Below are 19,121 nucleotides of genomic sequence, written 5' to 3'. Positions count from 1 at the left end.
GACTTTACGCCATACTCGGATGAAAACGACTCCAGCTCAACAAGAGCACAGCGGCGAATGCCACCCAAACCAGTGTCGCCAAACTCAGCGTCCACACCAGATTATATTTGTAACTGAAATAGTACACGGAGAGCAGATAGGCAGCATATGGAATCAGCGAATAAAGGCCAAACAGTGCCGTGACGCGCAGCTCCTCCATCGTCCGTTCGCTGCCGACAATATAATGCGCAATCAACGCAAAAGTAGGAAACAGTGGCACTAAACCGGAAATGAAAAAGCTTTTACTTTTAGACAGCAGCGCAATCAGCAAAACCGCAAACGCGCCAAGTAAGCATTTGAAAAACAGAGCGACCATGGATAATCCCTTACAACTGATCTTTCATCCCATACGCGTTGTTTTCTATCATGCCAGCGGGGCAAGCCCGACAACACGGTGACACAGAAAACGCGTATCGCATGTACAAGGGGTCAATATAGGGTTATGCAACCGGATGTGAAAACCAAATTATCACTCTGTGAGAATTCAAAGGCTATGCAAGGTAAATTTCCACTCGCTCTTTACCTCCGCCAATATTCTTCCGCTTGAGACGAATGGCGCCGACTTCGCCCGTCCTTTTCAGATGGGTACCGCCACACGGTACTTTAGCAAACCCCTCAACTTGCCAGTAACGGCGCTCTTCGGTTTCATCGGAAAACGCACTGATGATCGGTGAATCTTGCGCGATGATCTTGTTCGCTTGCTCGGTAAGTTCTGGCAGCAAAGGCGCGATGCTCTCTGGCCAATAGAAATCGATGCGACTCTTATCCTGTGAGATGTGCGCGCCGATTTTCTCAACTTCTGAAAATTTCTGGTAGAACAATTCCAACACCACTTCAGCGGCGAAATGTAACTTCATCAGTTGATAACGACGCGGCCAGTCGATTTGAACCCACACCTCTTCGCCCACACCAAACGCGGCATCTTGCTCCAGGGTATAACGAATGGTTCGCCCTTGTTTTTCAGCCTTTGTCACCGCAATGCCAGCAATGGTACCGCTGTCGCTTTCCTGACCACCAGATTCTGCATAGAAAATGGTTTCTTCCAGTTCAACCTGTGAGCCTTCGACCCAGCTAACTCTGGTTAAATGTTCGGTTTGATAGGGATTAGCCCAAAATTGCTTTTTACACATTCCTTGTGTCTCTCTCATAATATGCAGTGCTGACGCTTAACTGTTTTGTTCGTCTAACACGCGGGCTTTATATGCATTCCACGCCTGCTGCTCTGTCTGCAACGCCACTTTCTGCTGTGCTTTGACTTCGTCCCAACCGATGCCCTGTTCAATCGCGCTGATGCGCTGCTCATATTTTTTGCATGCACGGGCAATCACACTTTCCAGTTTGATCTCACTCTCTTTTTCCAGCGCCAGCAGCAAATTGAGGTAATCCCAAAGAACATCTCCGAGTTCTTCTTCCAGATAGCAGCGTCGCTCGTGAGGGATCTCTTCTTCAACTTCCTGCAGCTCGGATTGAATTTCATGCAGATAGGTCTGAGCGCCCTGAAACCAATCACTGGATTGGTCGATATCGCTTTTGCGCTGCGCAATCGCCAGCAACGCTTCTACGTTTGAGCCCAGCGCCTGAGTTAGTGTTTCCATTGACCTCTCTCTTCGAGAATAACGTTTGAATCCTGCACGACGCGCAAGATGCCATTTTCCAGTACTTGGTATTCGGTATTACCGTTGAAGAAGTGATACCCCAGAAAGCGACAAGGTGTTTTACCATCCTTACACATCAAGTGCAGCGTTTCGCCTTTAAGCGCGATTAGCTTTCCGCTTTCTTTGGCGTGGCCTACATACGTGACATTGTCACAGGAGACATTGCCTTCTTCACACTGCGAAGTCACTTCCACCACATAATGCGGCGTTTCTAACGTGGCACTCAGCACTGGCATCGCCATGAAAGCCAGAACTAAACACCACAGACGAGGTTGAAATTTCAAAACACTTTTACTCACTAGTGACAAACGGATAATTAGACAGCTCAATCAGGTTTCCATCCGGATCGCGCACATACACCGAGCGAATAGGCCCGACAGCACCAGTGCGGGTGACCGGACCTTCTTCAATCTCAATACCATGCTCTTGCAGGGTGACAATAACCATATCAAGCGGCGTGTGAGTGATAAAGCACAGGTCTGCGCTTCCGGCCTGAACTGTGCGAGCTTTGGGTTCAAATTCCGCCCCCAACAGATGGAGATTAATTTTCTGATTACCAAAACTGAGTGCGCGACGTCCTTCACCAAAAGTGACCGGCGTCATACCCAGAATCTCGCTGTAGAATGCGACGGTCGCCTCAATGTCCGCGACCGTCAGCACCCAATGATCTAAATGGCTGATCTGCATATATTATTCCAGCCATTCCAACGCTTGGGCATAATCATCAAAAAATCGGATTTCACCGGAGATGAACCAACTGCCAATCTTGGCCGCTAACTCTTGCCAACCGGGCTTACCATACAGCGCGATCTTATCGAAGTCCGAGCCGTGTTTGAGGCCCAGCTTAAAATCGTCCCACGCGGCGCGCAGCTCCCAGCCTTCCAGCTCAGTGGCATCAAACAGCACTTTGACTTTCGGCTCATTGACTTTTACCAGCGCCGCATCAAGCATGGGTGTCATAATTTCATAGTCTTGATGAGTCAGGGTTCCTACGGCCTTGATGACCACAAAAAACTGTTCATCTACCCTATCTAACCCGATGGAAATGCCGTGTCGTTGAAAACTCATAACGCTTCCTTACACTGTGTATTGGATTACTTTGCCAGTTCAACCCAGGTGCCCTGAGTTAACTGTTCCAGTTCGCTTGAGTGTAGTTCAAACAAGGAGTTCGGCGTGCCAGCCGCCGCCCAAATGGCGTCATAAAGTTTGAGCGCCGGGTCAAGTATGGTGGTCACTTGCGCATGATGGGCAACTGGCGGAACGCCACCGATCGCATAGCCGACTTTCTCACGCACAAAATCAGCGTCCGCTTTGCTCAACTTAATGCCCGTGGCTTGCTCCACTTTGCGTGTACACACCATGTTCGCACCAGACGCAACGATCAGTACGGGTTCACCTGTCGCTTTATTTTTGAAGATCAGCGACTTTGCGATTTGACCAATCGTGCAACCGACCGCTTCTGCTGCTTCCGCCGCCGTACGGGTTGAGGCAGGCATTTGCCTGACCACAAATTGCTGCCCATGGCGGGAGAGAAAATCCTGAACGCGTTGCGATGAGGCTTTGAGATCCTGGCTCATGACGTTGACTTCCTTGTTGATGATTTGACTACAAACATAACGCGCCACCTATGTGGCCGCAACCCGTTTGACCAGCGCTCGGCTTATCTCTGCTCCACGGGTTGTGGTAACAACGCAGCAAAATCGCGGATAGACATGAGCGCACGACTCAGATCGTTGTGGCGGTTAAACTCGTGTTGAATTGCAATCACGTCGCAGCCGCTTGCGCAGCCAGCCTCAATGCCTGCTGTAGAATCTTCGAATACCAGCGCGTCTTTTGCTGCAACATTGAGCCTTTTTAATGCCAGCAGGTAAGCTTCGGGATGCGGCTTGTGTTGGGTGACATGCTCCTGAGTAATGACCAGATCAAACGCTTCGGTTAAATCCAGCGACGACAGGATACGTTCCACCATCCATGTCGCCGCAGAACTGACCACTGCACAGCGTTTATGCTGTCGTTTCAGTTCGGCTATGTAGTTCTTCGCGCCCGGAGTCAGGGTTAACGTTTCATTAAGCAGGCGCTCGTAGTGAGTTCGAAAATGACGGTTGAATTCGGCTAAATCGGGAGAAATACCGGCATGGCGAAAAAAGTGTCCGGTCACCGTTGGCCAGTTTTCTCCCATTACCTGCTTGTAAATATTGTGGTCGACAGTCTGTCCGTACTCCTGGCAAGCCAGTGCTAGCGCCTGACCTTTCAACGGTTCTGAATTCACTAATGTGCCATCCATATCGAACAGATAAGCCTGATAATCCTTCAATGGGAACTCCTTTGACGTTGGCAGAATGGTTTTTGTTTAATTGTCTACGTAGGGCTTCAGCTCCACGACATTGCCTTCGGGATCATCAAGGTATACTGAGCGCCCAAAACCTTGCGCGCCATAACGCTTGGCGAAATCCGAATGCGCAATATTATGACCATCGAGAAAGGTCGCCAGTTCCCCTTCATCGACTGGCGTAATCTGCAAGCAAAAATGATCGACATTGCGTCCGTCCTGCTCAGGCGCTTTACCGCCCAGTTGCCCGAGCTCGCTATCTACGGTCACGATATCGATCAGCGCATTGCCCGCACGAAGCTGTGTGAGCCCCTGCGGAAATTCCCGTTCAAGCTGACAGCCCAGTATGGTTTGATAAAAATGCAGCATCTGATCCAGTTTGGTAGTGCGCAGCACTATGTGGTCCAGCCCGTGTATCTTGATCATGGTTATTCTCCTTAACTCACCCCGCGTGTTTATGCCTTGGCAAACGCCTTGAGCGCATCCCCTTCAAAGCGAAAATACTGTTTTTCCGCCACTTGGGTGGCATGAATTTTCTGATAAAACGCCGCCGCACCCGGGTTGGTGGTTTCCGCGGTCCAGTCGAGGCGCAAACACTGTTTATCCAGCGCTTCTCTGGCAAGGTATTTCATCAACTGCTCGCCCACACCGAGCCCTCGCGCCTGCTGCGATACAAACAAATCTTTCATATACATCTGCCCGGACAAACGCGGCGCGGGATACATAATGGTGTACGTGGCAAAACCAACTATCTGATCATTTACACTGGCCGCAACCAAGCGGACTCCGGAATGATCAGCGAACAGACCGTGTTGCAGATAATCAAGAATATCGCATTCGCTCGCCGCATCGTGACCAAAATAGTAACGTTCGAGCTCTGAAAAAATAGGCACCAGCAAGTGAGCTTGATGCGAAGTGATCGGGAGAATGTTCATGTGATAAATCGTCCTTTTCTTCAGCCATGTATCCGTACTAGAGAATGGCCTTTTTGCTGAAAATGCTTCGCCAAGCTGCGCTTAGTCTCTACAATAGCGCCTCTTTAACGACTTTGCTGTAAATGAATGAAACTGAGTAAACGCCTGCAAAACCTTGATAGCCTCGTCACACAACACTATGACCACATCTGGGACTGCTGTTGTGACCATGGATTTTTGGGCATGACGTTGCTAAAACGTCAGGCGGCCACGCAAGTGCATTTCGTCGATATTGTGCTGGACTTGATGGATTTACTGCACCAGCGTCTGGAGCGCTATTTTCCGTGTCAAGCCGGGTTTGACTGGCAGATACATTGCCAGGATGTCGGCACTTTGCCTCTTGCTCAATATGAGGGAAAGCATCTGGTGATCATCGCCGGCGTTGGCGGAGATTTAATGTCAGAGTTGGTTAAAGCGATTATTCATGCTCATCCGAATACGACGATCGAGTTTCTGCTGTGTCCGGTCCATCATACTTACACCTTGCGCTCCCTGTTACAGGAATTAGGCGCGCAGTGCATCAGCGAAACCTTGCTGGAAGAGAACAGCCGTTATTACGAAGTGCTGCACGTAGTGACCCGTTCTCAAACACATCAACATCGTACCTTGAGCAAAGTCGGAGAGCAGATCTGGCAGCAGCGCGAGCTAGCCAAACGCTATCATGCCAAGTTGCTGGCACACTATGCCCGCATGCAACAGAGTACGCCCGACAAAGTCGCGCCCATTCTGACGGCCTATCAGGCAATCAGATTTGACGATTAACGCCCACCGGCAAGATCAATAAACGAGCCGGTCACATACGAGGCTTCCTCTGACAGCAACCACGCGATAGCATTCGCGACTTCTTCCGGAGTCCCGCCCCGTTTCAATGGAATGTTAGGTGCCAGTCGGTCCACGCGTCCCGGTTCGCCGCCGTCGGCATGCATCTCCGTATAGATAAAGCCCGGACGGACAGCATTCACGCGGATGCCCTGTTCGGCCACTTCCAGCGACAACCCTTTGGTCAATGAGTCCATCGCGCCTTTGGATGCAGCATAGTCAACATATTCGAATGGTGCGCCGCTGCGTGAAGCCGCAGAAGAGACGTTCACAATCGCGCCACCAGAAGGCATCTGTTTAAGTGCTTCCCGGCAACATAAAAAGCAGCTGGTCACATTCGTGTTCATCACATGGTTAAACCGTTCGAGGCTCATGTCTGCCAATCGGCTCTGCTTATCCAATATGCCCGCATTATTGACCAGATGCGTCACCACGCCAAAACGTTGCTGAGTAGCAGCGAAAAGCGCTTCGACCTCCTGCTCATTGGCTACGTCGGCCTGCATGGCAAACGCGCGACCACCCATGTCGGCAATGGCACCCACCACTTGATCGGCACTGGCCTGATTCGCACGGTAGTTGACACACACCGCATACCCTTGTTTTGCGAGCAACTTAGACGTTGCCGCTCCAATACCCCGACTTCCGCCAGTCACAATCACAACTTTATTCATACTCTTCCCTGATACGGCATCCTTCCAACTGAATTAGGATGCCTTGGTATTATGATGGAGCTCAAACAGCGTACGGTAGGAATGATGCTCGCGCTGCTGCTCCGTTAATCCAAACGTCGCAGCCAGTTCGAGGAGCTGCGCACGGTATTGTTCAAGCGCGCTGTCGTCATCCGTCATAATGGCGAACTCGGCAAATTCTCCGATTCCCGGCAGGACATCGACCGTAATGTGAAAATCGCCGACAAAATAGATACTGCGAGTCTTTTGCATCGTTAACACACATTCATAACCCAAGGTGACGAGCATGCTTTTCGCGGCTTCGACATCAGTAATATTGGTTGCCTGACAGCGGTCATCGCCCGGCCCTTTTACAATCCACAAGCGGTTACCAGATGGCTGCATGTCACGAATGCACAGCGCTTTACTCTGCTCACGCAAAGTACGTTGCGGCGTATCGAAATAGTCATCACGCTCGTAATTGTCTTCCAGCATAATGTCATGCGGGATCTGGCTTAACTGTTTAAGAAACTGGGCTTTAGAAGCGATGCGATATTTCAGCTCCACTTCATAACGACCCGAAAAATGAGATTGACTCATGAATGAAGGCTCCTATCACACCAAGGCGATCAAACGCTACTCAGTGTGTACAACGGGATAGTTCAGAAAACGCGCTTCCTAGCCATAAGGCACCTTAACAAAAAGGCTGCAGTAGTTGCAGCCTTCCCACTCTTATTTATCGACCAGATCACGCGTCATGAATTTGCTGTTTGGGTCTGCTTGGTAATTGGCAAAAGGCTCGCAATAGCGAAAACCGTTTTTCTCATACAGCGTACGCGCCGGAATAAAAAACGTTTCAGATCCGGTTTCCAGGCTCAATTTTTGATAACCACGCACCTTAGCTTCGTTGATCAAATGTGATAAAAGCTGCGATGCCACACCGCGATTACGGGCCGTCGATGAGGTTCGCATCGATTTGATTTCCCCATGTTGCGCGTCCAACTCTTTCAGCGCAACACAGCCTAGCACTTCACCGTCATCTTTCGCCGCCCAAAACGTGATTGAAGGGTGTTTAAGCGCTTCGACATCCAGAGCGTGTACACTTTCTGGTGGTGATGTGGCGTACATGTCCGCCAGATGTTCTTCCAACAGACGAACAACGCCTGAACCTTGTAAATTATCGACTGCAATCTCCATTGCCTGATGTGTCCTTGCTTTTACGATACAAAGGTCACATTCTTCATGGCAATCCACGTGACGTCAATGCGAATCTCAGTTTACTTAATCAGCTGCAATATAGGTTTAAACTCAGCAGTGCGACAATCTTCCACCAGCTCATAAAGACACATTTCCACCGAAGTAAGGTGCGCGCCGAGTTGGGCCATTTTGTGCAGCCCCAGCGCTAAGTTGGCTTCAGCACGTGAGGAGACGCAGTCTTGCACCACTTCAACGTGCAAGCCATCTGCGAGCAATCCGCAAACGGTCTGGTAAACACAAATATGCGCTTCGATACCACACACCAGCCAGTTTGTGACCCCGGTGCGGTTAATCGCGTCCACAAAAGCCGTTTCTTTTCCTGCACCAAAGTGAAATTTTTCAATGGGTTGTGAACTACGCGACAACAGTTCACACAATTCCGGATGCGTTTCTCCGAGCTTGTGCGGATTTTGCTCCAGCCAGATGATTGGCAATTCCAGAATCTGTGCGCCCTGTATCAGCGCTTTCACGTTGTGAATCAGAGCATCACTGTGTTGAACGATTTGCGCTAATCGGCCCTGAATGTCGACCACGATAAGGCCAGTATTGTGTTTACCGAGCATAGCGAGTTCCTACTCTTCTATCAGTTCTGCCAACGAATGGATCATCGCACCAGAGTACGGCTTGTCCGCCATCTGATGAGAAGGGTTATACCAGATGGCCTGCATGCCAGCATCGAGTGCGGGGAATACATCTTTATCTAGGGTATCACCCACCATGGTGACGTCAGCTGCAATGGCATCCAAGCGGTCCAAAATCCGTTCAAAAAATTCTGGCGTACCTTTGGCAATGCCAAGCGTCTGTTTGCAAAAATAGCCCTGAATGAATTCATCCAGCCCGACACGCGCAAACGCTCGTTGAATGTCTTCTTCACTTGAATCATCCGCATTGGTAGCAATGTAAATTTCGGCATGCAGGCTGAGCATTCGCAGCGCTTCCAGCGCTTGAGGAGTAGCTTCGACACTTGGCCAGTCACACATTTTTCCCGTCTGAGATGGATTATCGACCATGAGGGTATCTCCCCAGTCGAACAAGTAAATAGACGTCATGATTCCACTCTCCTCACTCGAGCATTCATCACGCTCATGTTTTTACTCACTCAGCGTGTGCAGTTTTTCCTGATCGAGATATTTCTCGAACGCACCCATGTAGCTTTGTACGTTCTGATCGCCCATCAGTTCAGAGAATGCGACCTCACCAACCACACTGAATGCCTGTTGAATCGCTGCAGGACCATATTCGCTGTAGGCAAGCTTAGTCTGTTCATAGCAATCTTGTGCCAGCAAACGGGTCACCAGTTTGCCCATATACTGGCTCGACTGATCTTTATCGCCCGCAGTGACATTAGCGTAGGATTTGATCTCATAATGAGATGCCATGGCGAAGAACACCCATTTCGCCAATTCTTTACGCTCACGCCCATTCATTGAATCGGTCAAACAGCTTTGTAGCTTACCCACCGAATTGCTCTCCTGAGCAAATGCAGGCAGCGCATTCATGCTCATCAACATAATCAAACCTAGCGTTACTGACTTTTTCATCATCCTTACCTTACTTGTTTAAGAAACTTGTCGTTGTGAACTGGTTGACTAGAACGCAGAGTTTGGCAGCTTGAGAAATTCCAGCTCCTCTGCGGTCGATTGCCGGCCTAAAATCGCATTGCGATGCGGATAGCGACCAAAGCGTTCAATGATCGCTTTATGTTGCATTTCAAAGTCAAGGTTCACTTGCTCGCCAAGCTCACTGTAGAGATCCATGGCGGCGGCATGAATCAAACGCGATTCGCTGTGCATGAATGGCAGGTAAAGGAACACCTGCTCACTTTTAGTCAGTTGCTTGTGAAAGCCCTTTTCAATCGCAAACTGCGCAAGCGTCAGCGCCTGCGGATCCTGTGCAAACGCTTTGGGCGTATCGCGAAAAATATTGCGCGAGAACTGATCGAGCACGATGACTTCAGCCAACGCGCCTTGCGGGCATTGTCGCCAATGAAACAGCTCGCCTTTTACCGCTTGCTCATGCAGCGGTGTAAAACGGTCACGAATTTGATCGTCGAGCGAAACATCCTTTTTCCACCACATCTCAGGGGTCAGCTCGTTGAACCAGAAAGTCAGAACACTTTGATACATGCCACGCTCCTCAAGGTTGAATTAAAAGTATATACGCTGACAACTTATTGCTACTGAAGAAAGAGAGAGTGACCTGCCGTTGTCACGACAGGTCAAGCTGCATAATGTGTTGCGGCCCTGCTGCACCACCGAGATACAACTCACCAGTGTCTTCGAATCCGCCGCCAAGATAGCAGTGGCGCGCACCGGGGTTTTTACAATTCACCGTGAGATAGATGCGATGAAACTGAGGATAAAGGCGCTGCAAATACTCTTTCAGTAACCGGGCCGCCTGTTTACCATATCCATTCCCCTGCGCTTGTTGAGAGACAAAGAAAGCTCGCAAACCGAGATGATGGCTACCAGCAAAATCGTATTGTTGACTATAGAGGGTATCGATGAGAAAAAAGCCCACCACTTGGCCATCCGCCAACATCAGGTGCGGATGAATTTTGTCATCGATATTGACCAGAATTTCGTCAATCGTACCGACAAACTTCACTTGTTCATCGGCCACATGAAGTTCTGCAACCTGAGTGAGATGTTGCGGTTGCATCGGTTGAAGAGTCAGCACGTTAGAGTCCTTTCACTATGAATCACAATGAATACTCTAACGTAAACAGAAAGTTAAAATAACCCCGGTGGCTCACGGTTCACGCAAGTGACCGGGGAGAAAGCCACATCAGGCTGATTTTGAACGAATAAACAGGACTTTCATCAGAACCATTCCCACCAGCACCAGAATGGAAGAAAGTGCCAGAATCGGGTCCAACACTTCCATGGCAATAAACTGGCCGTAAAGCAGGAACAAACCGACAACCATGATCAAGACGCCTACTTGATGGATCCAAAACTGCACTTTTGCCAGCGAAGTGTCGCCGTTGGTTAGCCACAACTTGTGGCATAAACCATAAATGAACGACACCACAAACCCTGCCAGCATAATGTGAGCATGAGTGACTAACTGACCGTGATTGTGCGAAGCAGCCATGTAAATACCCAACAGCATCCCCAAAATCGCGTAACCCAAACTGCTTGTAACGAATTTCTTATCCATGCTCGATCTCCCCACCGAGACAAAAGACTCAGGTGCGAAGCTCGCATGACGACGATGATTTTGTTTTTCGGTTCGCACCCACCTCGATAACACTAGACCTTACACCGTCAGATTACCAAACTGCATACGCTTTAAGCAGTGATGTGCATATTTAAAAATCAGCGAGTTGCCAATTTTTGCAACACAACACCCAATCTTCCTTTGTCTCTGCCGCCATCCGGTTCGTTGACCAGTTCATGGCGCAGAATCCGAAAACCCATTTCCCGGCAATGGCGCAGCAACACCGGAACCGGGAAAGCATCATAGAAGAATTCATGCCCTAACATGATATCGGTAAAAGGCGGCAGATCCGCATCGCTACCACCGCTCGACAAAATCACCACACCTTCGGGTTCCAAGGCTTCAAAGACTTTACCCAGCAAGGTCAGATGTTCATGGCGTGGCAGGTGGAACATACTGTCCCAGATAATGACGCCGTGATAATGACCTACGGGCTCAAACGATTCGAGTTCACTCTGAATCCATTCCTGTTGTGGCATAGCTCTTTGAGCAAGGCTTAACAGCCGCTCAGAGCGATCAACGCCCGTCAGGGTAAAGCCGCGCTCAGTCATCATTGCCGCAATGGGAATACCATGGCCACAACCCAGGTCTAATACTCGGCCTTGGGGCGGGATGTAACAGCGAAACAGTTCAAACAGCGCAAGGTCAGGTGCAGGTAAATGCGTGCGAAGCCGATTCCAATCCTCGGCAATGGCATCATAGTCCGTTTTCATGGCTCCTCCGGATTATTTGAGTTCCTCGGCCGACAGCATCGTCCACGCGCTGCCATGTTGGGTGAAGCCAATCTTCGGGTAATAATCCACCGCTTGCGGCGCAGCCAGCAGAATGACTCGGCAACCAGGTTTAAGCGCAGCGAAAGTGTGTCGAATGAGCCCTTTGCCAATACCCAGAGCCTGAACCTGTTCAGAAACGGCCAGATCAGACAGATAGCAGCAATAACAGAAATCTGTTACCGAACGAGCAACGCCCACCAACCTGTCACCCATCCAGGCGGTCACGAGTAAATTACAGTGGTTCAGCATACCTTCAATACACTCGCGATCTTCCGTTGGCCGGCGAGGGCCCAACGATGTTTCATTCAACAGCGTGATGAATTGATCAACGCTGATTTGACGTTCGGAAAAGTATTCCACCTGCATGCGTCACTCCCTGTGATAACTGTTTAATGTCAGACGGTTACCAACATAACGCTGCTTTAAGCAGCGTACAACCTGCGAAAGCAGAAATATCTCAATATCCCCAAGGTTTCTCTGTTTTTAGATCGCCCATTTGGGACTAGACTGTGGATAGAGTCTTATCCCATTCACTCCTATCCAAATTAAGGAATCATCATGATCGAACAAGGACAACACCTGCCAGAAGGTACACTGAGCCAGCTAACGAAAGACGGTATGGTTAACCACAACGTTAAAGAACTGTTTGCCGGCAAAAAAGTGGTACTGTTTGCTGTACCAGGTGCCTTCACGCCAACCTGTTCAGAAGCACACCTGCCAGGTTACGTCGTTCAAGCAGACAAACTGAAAGAAAAAGGCGTCGACATCATCGCCTGTGTTGCGGTAAACGATGCATTCGTCATGAAAGCTTGGGGCGAAGCGCAAAACGCATCTGAACTGATGATGCTGGCAGACGGCGACGCAAGTTTCACGAAAGCACTGGGCCTGGAAATGGACACCGCTGGCTTTGGCGGCGTACGCTCACAACGTTACGCGATGATCATTGAAGACGGCGTTGTGACGACTCTGAACGTAGAAGCGCCAAAATCGTTTGAAGTGAGCAAAGTTGAAGCGATTCTAGAAGCGCTATAATCATTACCGATAAGAAAAACGGAAGGCTTGGCCTTCCGTTTTTTTGTTTGTGTTATTCCGACTTACTGAGCGCAGCCTGCGGAGCACGCCGGGCAAGCATTTTTATCACCATGCCGCCGAGTACCGATACCGATAATCCGCATAAAATCAGAACCGCTCCCATCACTTCCAAGTGACTCATGGTTTCATCCAGCAACAAGCTGGAACTTACCATCCCCACCACCGGGATCAACAGCGCAAAAGGTGTCACCGATGCGGACGGGTAATGATTCAACAGCCAACCCCAGATGGCGAACGCCACCAAAGTAGAAATGTAACCAACGTAAATCACTGACCACCAGGCCTGCACACTGGTCGCAGCCAGTACTGCCAGCGGGTCACGAGTTTCGACCAGATACGAGATAGCAAACAGCGGTAGTGGCGGAACCAAACTCGCCCAAACCATGAAATGCAGCAGATTGACGTTTTTAATCCGTTTCATGATCAGGTTGGAAATCGACCAGAACAAGGCCGCGCATAAAATCAGTGTCACGCCAGTCAGTGTTACGTTGCCGTTAGCGGTAAAGAAAAACAGGCTAAAACCGATCGCCGCGATCGCAATCCCGAAAAACTGTGCTTTGGTGATCTTTTCTTTAAGTAACAGCACACTGAGAAGCACAGTGAAAATCACCTGCGCTTGAAGCAACAGCGATGAGATACCCGCTGAGGCATCACTTTTCATCGCGACAAACAGGAAGCTGAATTTCAACACGCCGAGGAACATCCCTACACCAATGACATTCCATATCGACGTTTTCGGGAAGGGAATAAAAAACACGGCCGGAATCGCGACAATCAAGAATCGCAATCCTGAAAACATGATGGGCGGTAATTCTTCAAGGCCAAATTTGATGACCGAGAAATTCAGTCCCCAAATCAACACCACCAGCAATGATCCCAATACACTTCGAATATCCATTTCTGTCTGTTCCTTTGCCACTGACGATGGCGATTACTGTTTTGCTGACAAATACTTTAACGATCGGCAGGATGATTGACACCATCATTCGTGACAACGTCACCCAAATCAAAAGGATTAACCCCTTCCAGACAACCAACGTTGTAACCATACTGATGGGGATTGGAGCGACGCTGATGATGCGTGTAAATACCACAAACCGAACAAAAATAGTGCTTCGCGGTTTGAGTATTGAACTGATAGAGACGCAGCGCTTCCTGCCCTTTCACAATGCGTATCGCATCCAGTGTCACCGATGCCACAATGGCCCCTTTACGGCGACAAATAGAACAATCGCAACGGCGTGGATCCACAATGCCATCAGGCAAGCTGAGTTCCAACTCGACAGCGCCGCAATGGCAGGTTGCACGATGTTTTTCCCGAATAACCGTTGGGCCGACTTGTTTGATCATATTTCCTTCCTTTGAATGATGGCTGTGCTGCTCGCATGACACGGGTTACCGTTCCGCCAGCACCTCTTTAAAGGCAAACATTCCGTTCAATGCTGCGGGAAACCCGGCATAAACCGACATTTGCAGTATCACTTCCTTAAGTTCATCTTCAGTGCAACCGACATTGAGTGCGGCGTTAAGATGCACTTTTAACTGTGGTGTGCAATTGCCCAAAGCAGTCAGCGCCGCGACGGTGGCAATTTCACGCGACTTAAGATCCAGCCCTTCCCGGCTGTAGATGTCGCCAAACGGGTATTCCACCGTAAAGCGCGCCAAATCAGGACAGATATCCTGCAGGCTTTCCATCACTTTCTGACCCGCGTCACCATCGATTTCATTGAGTTTGGCCAGGCCGGCCGTAAAACGAGAGTGTGTCATTTCGATTCTCCTGTTAAATGAACAAAAGAACCTTACAAGTTAGAGTGCACTCTAAGTCAATGGATTTCCTGCGCTTTATACCATTCGATTTTTCTGTCCAGCGCTTGGAGATGGCTCAGTTGAGTGTCCAGATGGGCTTTGAGTTGTTTTCGATGTTCTTCAAGCAGTTGCTGACGTTCCGAATGACTTACTGTGCCACAAGCTCGTAGCTCTGCATACTGCAAAATGTCACCCAGTGGCATTCCGGTCTCTTTTAAACGGACAATAAACCGTACCCAGTCGACTTCTTTACTGGTGTAAACACGGCGTCCGCTCGGTGTCCGCTGGACATTTTTCAGCAGGCCTATTTTTTCGTAATAGCGCAGTGTATAGGTACTCAACCCGGTGAGTTCGGAAAATGCTTTGATATTCATTGAAACCTCGCTGAATCGATCTAACTGGCCGTGTGCCACTGTTCGCGGGTAATGTGGTAAAGGCAATGGCACTGTAGCGGATGGCCTTCGGGTAAGGCGGGATGAAGGAAATCTGCGTGACAGTTTTGCATACCCAATTTGCTCATCACTCGTTGCGATGGCTGATTAGTTAAAGCAGTGAACGCCAACACTTGCCTCAGGTCAAGCACAGCAAAGGCAAAGTGGAGTGCAGCCCTCGCGGCTTCGGTTGCGATGCCCTTCCCCCAGCAAGGTGATGCCAGACGCCAGCCAATTTCGACACAAGGCGCAAATGGCAGAGCACTGGTTTCTGCTTGCCGATGCAAACCGACAAAGCCGAGAAAATCGCCCGTTTCTTTATACTCGACTGCCCAGAATCCCCAACCGTTTTCGGCAATCAAAGATTGAATTCGTTTCGCCAGAGCATCACTCTCAGCCTGACTCAAAACGGCAGGGAAATGTTTCATTACCAGGACATCAGCGTTGATCTTAGCGAAGGCAGGGAAATCACTGTCACGCCATTGACGAAGAATAAGGCGTTCCGTTTCGAGGCAGGCTATTCGGCCCGCCTCGTATGTTAACTGGGGCTCAGGAGGCATGACTCAAGCTTGTTTGTCAAACGTTGGCACACCTTCCGGTAACACCACCCAACTCAGTTTTTCACTTACCCAGACGTGCGCTGAAGGTTCAAACAGCGTGTCGTCTTTTAGGCCTACAGGTTTAAGTTTGAGCTTGATAATCTCTGGTTGCGCAGGGTTGAACTGGTAAATACGGTTGCCGCAGGTGCTGCAGGAATAACCGTCATTCAAATTACCGCTGGCGGCAATGCGTCCCCATTTGATCATTTCGCCGCTGAATTCAATCGCATCGGCGGGAATCATAGCAGTCACACTAAACGGTGCCGTCGAAAGCTTCTGGCACTCCTGACAATGGCAGGCAATCACTTTTTTCGGCGCGGCGTGAAGTTTGTAGCTCACTTGGCCACACTGACATGACGCTTCTAATGGGTAGTCCATACATATTTCCTATCGGTAAGAGTAAAGCGCGGTATCGGTCATCGGGCATGCCGCCCAAGCACCAAAGAAAGTGAGTAGCACGTCATCATCACCCACTCCGGATAAATGAGCGACGGCTAATTGGTAAAAATAATGTTTCATTTTTAACAGATGCACAACTCAATTTCTCGCCATATTTTAAAAAAGCAAATAATGATAATTATGTGAGGAAGTTCCATGAAAGTAATGATTCAGTATACTCAAACCGGCATGTACAAAGATGAAGCCTGGGAATCACCAGCACTTCATATTAAAGGCCAGCTGCACGCTGTGTCACCTTCGTATGCCGTTCAGCTTATCCAACGTAATCAGGCGTGCCTGTACACGGATGAGAACAACAATCTCGTCATCAACTCATAATGATGAAGTGGGTTTGTTGTCTTTGGGGAATGATTGTAAATAACGATTAACAGAGTACACAGTTCTACGCTCAACGAGCTTGGTGCTCTCTCAGGGAATCCATGGTATCGGCGCTAAACCGGAACACACCAACAGGAGTAAGGTTTTCATGGATGATTCAATAGCAGCGACTCATTACACTACATGAGTCGCTGTTTTTCAGGCTTCCGCACTGGTAGGGTCAATCACCGCATTCACCGGGTAGATTGCACTGACCGGGAACTCTCCCATCTCCGCATGCTTGCGAATCAGCGCTTCATCAGGCGCAATGTACACACAATACACTTTATCCGGCGTCACGTAGCTCTCAACCCACTGAATTTTCGGGCCTAAAACTTCCAACACGTTACATGATTTCTGTGAAATCGCTCTGAGATCGTCCTGCGTCAGGCTACCCGCCCCCGCAAGATCCCGTTCAATAACATATTTAGGCATACTTACCTCCTGTTTGTACCCGGTAAGTATAGACCAGCGATCTCGCGTTCATAAGTTGACAGACCAGTCACTGCAAGGCTTGAGCGCATAGTGGCATATTTCAACGGCGGTTGAATTTGGCTCGTTTTCTGGCAGCACAGCGCAATAGAATATCCGCCTTTTCAGGCTCGCTTGATCGTGTCCAGGCAAGAATTTCTTCTAGCGTACGAAAACAGCCCAGACAGACATCGTTGTCGTCCAGGCAGCAGTTACGGATACAGGGGGACGGAACAGCCGATTCGGATTCAGTGCTTGCCATAGCGATTAAACCAGCGATTTGGTCAGATAATAGCGTTCAGTGGACACCGGATGATCGTGCAGGATCATCTGCACTTCGTAACCCAGTTTTTCATAAAACGGTTTGGCTTGAAAACTGAACGTATCAAGCAGACAAGCCTGGCATCCTTTCTCACGGGCAAACGCCTCAGCCTGCAGCAGCAGATCACTGCCCAGTCCACGACCTTTGCGGTTTTTATCGACCCAAAGAAACTTAACCATGAGCCAATGGCCAAAAATTTCACCATAAAGCCCTCCCGTTTTGACACCGTGTTCATCTTCCGTGAAACAGGCGATATCGGTACGGTACACATCGCCTAAATGCGGAAAATTGTGTTCGCGTAAGCCATTTCGGATGATCTCTATTTCGGCTTCCGTTGGTGTGGTGGTGATGGTCACTGACATATTAACTTCCTGATAATCCAGCATTAACGTTTCGTTATAATGCCTACACCATGCCACCAGAATAGAAAAAAAGCCAGACGATAAACGCAGGCTTTTTCAGTTTAACCGGGCATGTTAGCAGTTGCCCTTTTTGGCCTGCCCCGGAGGACAGAAACGGCCATAATCACCATCGTGTGAATCGCTTGATCTGACTTTCACGTCAACATCATCAACACGACCTTCCACACGGGTAAGCTGGCAGCCAAACAAGGTAAACGACACTGCGGCAATCAAAAGATAGTTTTTCATCGGACCTTACTCATTAGTGAGTTTTATATCGATATTTGATATTGAAAACTTTAACCAACCAAAGTCCGATGAATGTTCAGCGTACGTCAGAGCTTTTCAATAATTGCGCCGCTTGACGGGGATCGCGTAGATGAATAAAGCGTATGTGACTAAAGTCAGCGTCTTGCATCATCGTCAAATAACGCTGACGATTTTTGTAGTAAGTCTTTAGCGTCCACCACACGATGGAATCACGGCTGAAGAAACTTTTACGCAGCGACTCCCGGTTCCCTGTCCCGGGCCACAATTCACGGCCAGACAAGCTACGTGATACGGCCCGCTTTATCGCCTGGCAAGTGGTGCGCGTAAATGAGTAATCCAGCCAGATGACGGTATCCACCCTCTGCCACTTGACTGGTACAGTGCGATTGTAATTACCATCCAGCACCCATGCATCGCCATTTAACGCCTGCTCAACGCGAACGAAGAATTCTGCATCCGGTGTTTCTTCCCAGTTGGGTTGCCAGAATAAGGCATCCATCTCGATGTAAGGCGCGCAGATCTGCTGGCTAAGTTGACGGCCAAACGTCGATTTGCCGCTTCCACTGGTCCCAACGACATTAATTCGTTTCATGCTGGATCTCTCCCATCACCGATGAAAACCTTGATTCAGACTATTTAAGTGGAAACACTTTCTCAAAGTACTCGAGAACGATATCAGACTCTTCGTTGAACGCCACGCCAACTTCCTGAGCGTACTGCGTAAAGAAATCGATGTGAGCTGCACGCCACCACGCGTACGAACCATCTCCCTCACCTTCAAGCGCAGCGAATTCCGCACTGATTTGATTGAAGGGCATCACTTCGACTTTGTTGAGGCGAATAATACACACGGGCTCCTGCTGCCAATTGAGAACAACCGTTATGCGTCCAACTTCTGGCAATGGTTCACTGTCGGCATCATAGCCCGCTTTCAGGCTGCATGAAGCGCGTTTAACATCGTCATTTATTAGGCGAGCGCACTCGTTCGCGTTGTATTCATCCGCGCAGAAATATTCCGCCGAGATCTGTGGAATGGCTTCTTTTTGTGATGACGACAATGTCGCTAAGTATTCATCCAGCAATGCCTGTTGATCGGGGGTCATAAATGCTCCTTTATTGTGTTAAATGCGTTTACCTTTCCATGCATAAAAAACGGCCAACTTGGCCGCTTAGGTCG

Annotated in this window: 36 protein-coding genes; 3 read left to right on the top strand and 33 right to left on the bottom strand. The window is 49.3% G+C overall.

Annotation, left to right across the window (positions count from 1 at the left end; genetic code table 11):
* Positions 1-4: 4 nt before the first annotated feature.
* From JIG40_RS20245 to JIG40_RS20200, 10 genes are all read right to left on the bottom strand, one after another.
* Positions 5-355, bottom strand: coding sequence for a GlpM family protein (locus tag JIG40_RS20245; protein ID WP_020432717.1), 351 nt, complete (start codon positions 353-355; stop codon positions 5-7).
* A gap of 175 nt (positions 356-530) precedes the next feature.
* Entirely contained in the window at positions 531-1,169 is a 639-nt protein-coding gene (locus JIG40_RS20240) for an alanyl-tRNA editing protein (RefSeq protein WP_199465967.1), read from the bottom strand.
* A gap of 36 nt (positions 1,170-1,205) precedes the next feature.
* Entirely contained in the window at positions 1,206-1,634 is a 429-nt protein-coding gene (locus JIG40_RS20235; RefSeq protein ID WP_199465966.1) for a MazG nucleotide pyrophosphohydrolase domain-containing protein, read from the bottom strand.
* Entirely contained in the window at positions 1,622-1,978 is a 357-nt protein-coding gene (locus JIG40_RS20230) for a hypothetical protein (RefSeq protein WP_199465965.1), read from the bottom strand. The genes JIG40_RS20235 and JIG40_RS20230 overlap by 13 nt, the downstream gene beginning before the upstream one ends.
* A gap of 7 nt (positions 1,979-1,985) precedes the next feature.
* On the bottom strand, positions 1,986-2,381 hold the full coding sequence (locus JIG40_RS20225) for a VOC family protein (protein WP_100267768.1): 396 nt from the start codon (positions 2,379-2,381) through the stop codon (positions 1,986-1,988).
* Positions 2,382-2,384: 3 nt separating this feature from the next.
* Positions 2,385-2,762 carry an STAS/SEC14 domain-containing protein gene (locus tag JIG40_RS20220; protein WP_020328418.1) on the bottom strand — a complete coding sequence of 126 codons (378 nt, stop codon included), beginning with the start codon at positions 2,760-2,762 and terminating at the stop codon, positions 2,385-2,387.
* Positions 2,763-2,788: 26 nt separating this feature from the next.
* Complete coding sequence (locus tag JIG40_RS20215) at positions 2,789-3,271, bottom strand: YbaK/EbsC family protein (protein WP_020328417.1); 483 nt, start codon at positions 3,269-3,271, stop codon at positions 2,789-2,791.
* Between the two features lie 83 nt (positions 3,272-3,354).
* On the bottom strand, positions 3,355-4,008 hold the full coding sequence (locus tag JIG40_RS20210; RefSeq protein ID WP_199465964.1) for an HAD family phosphatase: 654 nt from the start codon (positions 4,006-4,008) through the stop codon (positions 3,355-3,357).
* A 36-nt stretch (positions 4,009-4,044) separates the two neighbouring features.
* Positions 4,045-4,449, bottom strand: a complete 405-nt coding sequence (locus JIG40_RS20205) for a VOC family protein (protein WP_199465963.1) — start codon at positions 4,447-4,449, stop codon at positions 4,045-4,047.
* A 29-nt stretch (positions 4,450-4,478) separates the two neighbouring features.
* Positions 4,479-4,958, bottom strand: coding sequence for a GNAT family N-acetyltransferase (locus JIG40_RS20200; protein ID WP_075989561.1), 480 nt, complete (start codon positions 4,956-4,958; stop codon positions 4,479-4,481).
* A gap of 126 nt (positions 4,959-5,084) precedes the next feature.
* On the opposite strand from JIG40_RS20200, the gene JIG40_RS20195 reads away from it, so the two are divergent.
* Positions 5,085-5,759, top strand: a complete 675-nt coding sequence (locus tag JIG40_RS20195) for a tRNA (adenine(22)-N(1))-methyltransferase TrmK (RefSeq protein WP_199465962.1) — start codon at positions 5,085-5,087, stop codon at positions 5,757-5,759.
* Here the strand turns inward: JIG40_RS20195 and JIG40_RS20190 are convergent.
* The 11 genes from JIG40_RS20190 to JIG40_RS20140 all read right to left on the bottom strand — a co-directional run bounded on the left by JIG40_RS20190 (position 5,756) and on the right by JIG40_RS20140 (position 12,102).
* Complete coding sequence (locus JIG40_RS20190; RefSeq protein ID WP_199465961.1) at positions 5,756-6,487, bottom strand: glucose 1-dehydrogenase; 732 nt, start codon at positions 6,485-6,487, stop codon at positions 5,756-5,758. The two genes, JIG40_RS20195 and JIG40_RS20190, sit on opposite strands and share 4 nt — an antisense overlap.
* Positions 6,488-6,520: 33 nt before the next feature.
* Complete coding sequence (gene cyaB / locus JIG40_RS20185) at positions 6,521-7,084, bottom strand: class IV adenylate cyclase (protein ID WP_055452673.1); 564 nt, start codon at positions 7,082-7,084, stop codon at positions 6,521-6,523.
* A 132-nt stretch (positions 7,085-7,216) separates the two neighbouring features.
* Complete coding sequence (locus JIG40_RS20180) at positions 7,217-7,681, bottom strand: GNAT family N-acetyltransferase (protein WP_020328409.1); 465 nt, start codon at positions 7,679-7,681, stop codon at positions 7,217-7,219.
* Between the two features lie 80 nt (positions 7,682-7,761).
* Positions 7,762-8,304 (bottom strand): isochorismatase family protein, encoded by a 543-nt coding sequence (locus JIG40_RS20175; protein WP_199465960.1) that lies wholly within the window; start codon positions 8,302-8,304, stop codon positions 7,762-7,764.
* A gap of 9 nt (positions 8,305-8,313) precedes the next feature.
* Positions 8,314-8,790 carry an HAD family hydrolase gene (locus JIG40_RS20170; protein ID WP_020328407.1) on the bottom strand — a complete coding sequence of 159 codons (477 nt, stop codon included), beginning with the start codon at positions 8,788-8,790 and terminating at the stop codon, positions 8,314-8,316.
* A 42-nt stretch (positions 8,791-8,832) separates the two neighbouring features.
* Positions 8,833-9,282: a hypothetical protein gene (locus tag JIG40_RS20165; protein ID WP_233975969.1), complete on the bottom strand. Its 450-nt coding sequence runs from the start codon at positions 9,280-9,282 to the stop codon at positions 8,833-8,835.
* Positions 9,283-9,330: 48 nt separating this feature from the next.
* On the bottom strand, positions 9,331-9,867 hold the full coding sequence (locus tag JIG40_RS20160; RefSeq protein WP_024374549.1) for a DUF924 family protein: 537 nt from the start codon (positions 9,865-9,867) through the stop codon (positions 9,331-9,333).
* Between the two features lie 82 nt (positions 9,868-9,949).
* Positions 9,950-10,420, bottom strand: coding sequence for a GNAT family N-acetyltransferase (locus JIG40_RS20155; protein ID WP_024374548.1), 471 nt, complete (start codon positions 10,418-10,420; stop codon positions 9,950-9,952).
* Between the two features lie 108 nt (positions 10,421-10,528).
* The gene (locus JIG40_RS20150) at positions 10,529-10,903 is read right to left on the bottom strand and encodes a hypothetical protein (protein WP_020328403.1); all 375 of its coding nucleotides are present in this window, start codon (positions 10,901-10,903) and stop codon (positions 10,529-10,531) included.
* Positions 10,904-11,061: 158 nt separating this feature from the next.
* On the bottom strand, positions 11,062-11,676 hold the full coding sequence (locus JIG40_RS20145) for a class I SAM-dependent methyltransferase (RefSeq protein WP_199465959.1): 615 nt from the start codon (positions 11,674-11,676) through the stop codon (positions 11,062-11,064).
* A gap of 12 nt (positions 11,677-11,688) precedes the next feature.
* Positions 11,689-12,102: a GNAT family N-acetyltransferase gene (locus JIG40_RS20140; RefSeq protein ID WP_199465958.1), complete on the bottom strand. Its 414-nt coding sequence runs from the start codon at positions 12,100-12,102 to the stop codon at positions 11,689-11,691.
* 192 nt (positions 12,103-12,294) lie between these two features.
* On the opposite strand from JIG40_RS20140, the gene JIG40_RS20135 reads away from it, so the two are divergent.
* Positions 12,295-12,768: a peroxiredoxin gene (locus JIG40_RS20135; RefSeq protein WP_020328400.1), complete on the top strand. Its 474-nt coding sequence runs from the start codon at positions 12,295-12,297 to the stop codon at positions 12,766-12,768.
* Between the two features lie 52 nt (positions 12,769-12,820).
* Here JIG40_RS20135 and JIG40_RS20130 read toward each other — a convergent pair whose 3' ends face one another.
* From JIG40_RS20130 to JIG40_RS20105, 6 genes are read right to left on the bottom strand one after another with little or no spacing between them, the layout of a single operon-like run.
* Entirely contained in the window at positions 12,821-13,726 is a 906-nt protein-coding gene (locus JIG40_RS20130) for an EamA family transporter (RefSeq protein WP_199465957.1), read from the bottom strand.
* Between the two features lie 56 nt (positions 13,727-13,782).
* Positions 13,783-14,178 carry a GFA family protein gene (locus JIG40_RS20125; RefSeq protein ID WP_020328398.1) on the bottom strand — a complete coding sequence of 132 codons (396 nt, stop codon included), beginning with the start codon at positions 14,176-14,178 and terminating at the stop codon, positions 13,783-13,785.
* 45 nt (positions 14,179-14,223) lie between these two features.
* Positions 14,224-14,595 (bottom strand): carboxymuconolactone decarboxylase family protein, encoded by a 372-nt coding sequence (locus JIG40_RS20120; protein ID WP_020328397.1) that lies wholly within the window; start codon positions 14,593-14,595, stop codon positions 14,224-14,226.
* 56 nt (positions 14,596-14,651) lie between these two features.
* On the bottom strand, positions 14,652-15,008 hold the full coding sequence (locus JIG40_RS20115) for a MerR family transcriptional regulator (RefSeq protein WP_020328396.1): 357 nt from the start codon (positions 15,006-15,008) through the stop codon (positions 14,652-14,654).
* 20 nt (positions 15,009-15,028) lie between these two features.
* Positions 15,029-15,625 carry a GNAT family N-acetyltransferase gene (locus JIG40_RS20110; protein ID WP_199465956.1) on the bottom strand — a complete coding sequence of 199 codons (597 nt, stop codon included), beginning with the start codon at positions 15,623-15,625 and terminating at the stop codon, positions 15,029-15,031.
* A 3-nt stretch (positions 15,626-15,628) separates the two neighbouring features.
* A complete protein-coding gene (locus tag JIG40_RS20105; protein WP_055452664.1) occupies positions 15,629-16,042 on the bottom strand; it encodes a GFA family protein in 414 nt (137 codons plus the stop codon).
* Between the two features lie 216 nt (positions 16,043-16,258).
* Between JIG40_RS20105 and JIG40_RS20100 the strand changes: the two genes are divergently transcribed.
* A complete protein-coding gene (locus JIG40_RS20100) occupies positions 16,259-16,441 on the top strand; it encodes a hypothetical protein (RefSeq protein ID WP_020328392.1) in 183 nt (60 codons plus the stop codon).
* 198 nt (positions 16,442-16,639) lie between these two features.
* Here JIG40_RS20100 and JIG40_RS20095 read toward each other — a convergent pair whose 3' ends face one another.
* The 6 genes from JIG40_RS20095 to JIG40_RS20070 all read right to left on the bottom strand — a co-directional run bounded on the left by JIG40_RS20095 (position 16,640) and on the right by JIG40_RS20070 (position 19,047).
* Positions 16,640-16,915: a DUF4242 domain-containing protein gene (locus JIG40_RS20095; RefSeq protein WP_020328390.1), complete on the bottom strand. Its 276-nt coding sequence runs from the start codon at positions 16,913-16,915 to the stop codon at positions 16,640-16,642.
* Positions 16,916-17,015: 100 nt separating this feature from the next.
* Positions 17,016-17,213 carry a DUF1289 domain-containing protein gene (locus tag JIG40_RS20090; RefSeq protein WP_199465955.1) on the bottom strand — a complete coding sequence of 66 codons (198 nt, stop codon included), beginning with the start codon at positions 17,211-17,213 and terminating at the stop codon, positions 17,016-17,018.
* 5 nt (positions 17,214-17,218) lie between these two features.
* Positions 17,219-17,635: a GNAT family N-acetyltransferase gene (locus tag JIG40_RS20085; protein WP_047462413.1), complete on the bottom strand. Its 417-nt coding sequence runs from the start codon at positions 17,633-17,635 to the stop codon at positions 17,219-17,221.
* Positions 17,636-17,749: 114 nt separating this feature from the next.
* Positions 17,750-17,923 (bottom strand): hypothetical protein, encoded by a 174-nt coding sequence (locus JIG40_RS20080; RefSeq protein ID WP_020328387.1) that lies wholly within the window; start codon positions 17,921-17,923, stop codon positions 17,750-17,752.
* Between the two features lie 76 nt (positions 17,924-17,999).
* Positions 18,000-18,536, bottom strand: a complete 537-nt coding sequence (locus JIG40_RS20075) for an adenylate kinase (RefSeq protein ID WP_199465954.1) — start codon at positions 18,534-18,536, stop codon at positions 18,000-18,002.
* 40 nt (positions 18,537-18,576) lie between these two features.
* On the bottom strand, positions 18,577-19,047 hold the full coding sequence (locus tag JIG40_RS20070; RefSeq protein ID WP_199465953.1) for an ASCH domain-containing protein: 471 nt from the start codon (positions 19,045-19,047) through the stop codon (positions 18,577-18,579).
* Positions 19,048-19,121: the final 74 nt, after the last annotated feature.

This window comes from Vibrio sp. bablab_jr001, assembly GCF_016464285.1.
GTDB classification, from domain to species: Bacteria; Pseudomonadota; Gammaproteobacteria; order Enterobacterales; family Vibrionaceae; genus Vibrio; species Vibrio fluvialis.
This window is presented reverse-complemented; position numbering and strand designations above follow the sequence as displayed.

What these genes read in the sequence shown, in the direction of transcription:
- JIG40_RS20180 (WP_020328409.1), bottom strand. Translation starts at nt 7,681, where the DNA reads ATGGAGATTGCAGTCGATAATTTACAAGGTTCAGGCGTTGTTCGTCTG.
- JIG40_RS20075 (WP_199465954.1), bottom strand. Translation starts at nt 18,536, where the DNA reads ATGAAACGAATTAATGTCGTTGGGACCAGTGGAAGCGGCAAATCGACG.
- JIG40_RS20170 (WP_020328407.1), bottom strand. Translation starts at nt 8,790, where the DNA reads ATGACGTCTATTTACTTGTTCGACTGGGGAGATACCCTCATGGTCGAT.
- JIG40_RS20120 (WP_020328397.1), bottom strand. Translation starts at nt 14,595, where the DNA reads ATGACACACTCTCGTTTTACGGCCGGCCTGGCCAAACTCAATGAAATC.
- JIG40_RS20115 (WP_020328396.1), bottom strand. Translation starts at nt 15,008, where the DNA reads ATGAATATCAAAGCATTTTCCGAACTCACCGGGTTGAGTACCTATACA.
- JIG40_RS20080 (WP_020328387.1), bottom strand. Translation starts at nt 17,923, where the DNA reads ATGAAAAACTATCTTTTGATTGCCGCAGTGTCGTTTACCTTGTTTGGC.
- JIG40_RS20095 (WP_020328390.1), bottom strand. Translation starts at nt 16,915, where the DNA reads ATGCCTAAATATGTTATTGAACGGGATCTTGCGGGGGCGGGTAGCCTG.
- JIG40_RS20125 (WP_020328398.1), bottom strand. Translation starts at nt 14,178, where the DNA reads ATGATCAAACAAGTCGGCCCAACGGTTATTCGGGAAAAACATCGTGCA.
- JIG40_RS20070 (WP_199465953.1), bottom strand. Translation starts at nt 19,047, where the DNA reads ATGACCCCCGATCAACAGGCATTGCTGGATGAATACTTAGCGACATTG.
- JIG40_RS20165 (WP_233975969.1), bottom strand. Translation starts at nt 9,282, where the DNA reads ATGAAAAAGTCAGTAACGCTAGGTTTGATTATGTTGATGAGCATGAAT.
- JIG40_RS20150 (WP_020328403.1), bottom strand. Translation starts at nt 10,903, where the DNA reads ATGGATAAGAAATTCGTTACAAGCAGTTTGGGTTACGCGATTTTGGGG.
- JIG40_RS20175 (WP_199465960.1), bottom strand. Translation starts at nt 8,304, where the DNA reads ATGCTCGGTAAACACAATACTGGCCTTATCGTGGTCGACATTCAGGGC.
- JIG40_RS20090 (WP_199465955.1), bottom strand. Translation starts at nt 17,213, where the DNA reads ATGGCAAGCACTGAATCCGAATCGGCTGTTCCGTCCCCCTGTATCCGT.
- JIG40_RS20105 (WP_055452664.1), bottom strand. Translation starts at nt 16,042, where the DNA reads ATGGACTACCCATTAGAAGCGTCATGTCAGTGTGGCCAAGTGAGCTAC.
- JIG40_RS20215 (WP_020328417.1), bottom strand. Translation starts at nt 3,271, where the DNA reads ATGAGCCAGGATCTCAAAGCCTCATCGCAACGCGTTCAGGATTTTCTC.
- JIG40_RS20205 (WP_199465963.1), bottom strand. Translation starts at nt 4,449, where the DNA reads ATGATCAAGATACACGGGCTGGACCACATAGTGCTGCGCACTACCAAA.
- JIG40_RS20100 (WP_020328392.1), top strand. Translation starts at nt 16,259, where the DNA reads ATGAAAGTAATGATTCAGTATACTCAAACCGGCATGTACAAAGATGAA.
- JIG40_RS20225 (WP_100267768.1), bottom strand. Translation starts at nt 2,381, where the DNA reads ATGCAGATCAGCCATTTAGATCATTGGGTGCTGACGGTCGCGGACATT.
- JIG40_RS20195 (WP_199465962.1), top strand. Translation starts at nt 5,085, where the DNA reads ATGAAACTGAGTAAACGCCTGCAAAACCTTGATAGCCTCGTCACACAA.
- JIG40_RS20240 (WP_199465967.1), bottom strand. Translation starts at nt 1,169, where the DNA reads ATGTGTAAAAAGCAATTTTGGGCTAATCCCTATCAAACCGAACATTTA.
- JIG40_RS20135 (WP_020328400.1), top strand. Translation starts at nt 12,295, where the DNA reads ATGATCGAACAAGGACAACACCTGCCAGAAGGTACACTGAGCCAGCTA.
- JIG40_RS20140 (WP_199465958.1), bottom strand. Translation starts at nt 12,102, where the DNA reads ATGCAGGTGGAATACTTTTCCGAACGTCAAATCAGCGTTGATCAATTC.
- JIG40_RS20245 (WP_020432717.1), bottom strand. Translation starts at nt 355, where the DNA reads ATGGTCGCTCTGTTTTTCAAATGCTTACTTGGCGCGTTTGCGGTTTTG.
- JIG40_RS20130 (WP_199465957.1), bottom strand. Translation starts at nt 13,726, where the DNA reads ATGGATATTCGAAGTGTATTGGGATCATTGCTGGTGGTGTTGATTTGG.
- JIG40_RS20220 (WP_020328418.1), bottom strand. Translation starts at nt 2,762, where the DNA reads ATGAGTTTTCAACGACACGGCATTTCCATCGGGTTAGATAGGGTAGAT.
- JIG40_RS20190 (WP_199465961.1), bottom strand. Translation starts at nt 6,487, where the DNA reads ATGAATAAAGTTGTGATTGTGACTGGCGGAAGTCGGGGTATTGGAGCG.
- JIG40_RS20200 (WP_075989561.1), bottom strand. Translation starts at nt 4,958, where the DNA reads ATGAACATTCTCCCGATCACTTCGCATCAAGCTCACTTGCTGGTGCCT.
- JIG40_RS20145 (WP_199465959.1), bottom strand. Translation starts at nt 11,676, where the DNA reads ATGAAAACGGACTATGATGCCATTGCCGAGGATTGGAATCGGCTTCGC.
- JIG40_RS20160 (WP_024374549.1), bottom strand. Translation starts at nt 9,867, where the DNA reads ATGTATCAAAGTGTTCTGACTTTCTGGTTCAACGAGCTGACCCCTGAG.
- JIG40_RS20110 (WP_199465956.1), bottom strand. Translation starts at nt 15,625, where the DNA reads ATGCCTCCTGAGCCCCAGTTAACATACGAGGCGGGCCGAATAGCCTGC.
- cyaB (WP_055452673.1), bottom strand. Translation starts at nt 7,084, where the DNA reads ATGAGTCAATCTCATTTTTCGGGTCGTTATGAAGTGGAGCTGAAATAT.
- JIG40_RS20235 (WP_199465966.1), bottom strand. Translation starts at nt 1,634, where the DNA reads ATGGAAACACTAACTCAGGCGCTGGGCTCAAACGTAGAAGCGTTGCTG.
- JIG40_RS20085 (WP_047462413.1), bottom strand. Translation starts at nt 17,635, where the DNA reads ATGTCAGTGACCATCACCACCACACCAACGGAAGCCGAAATAGAGATC.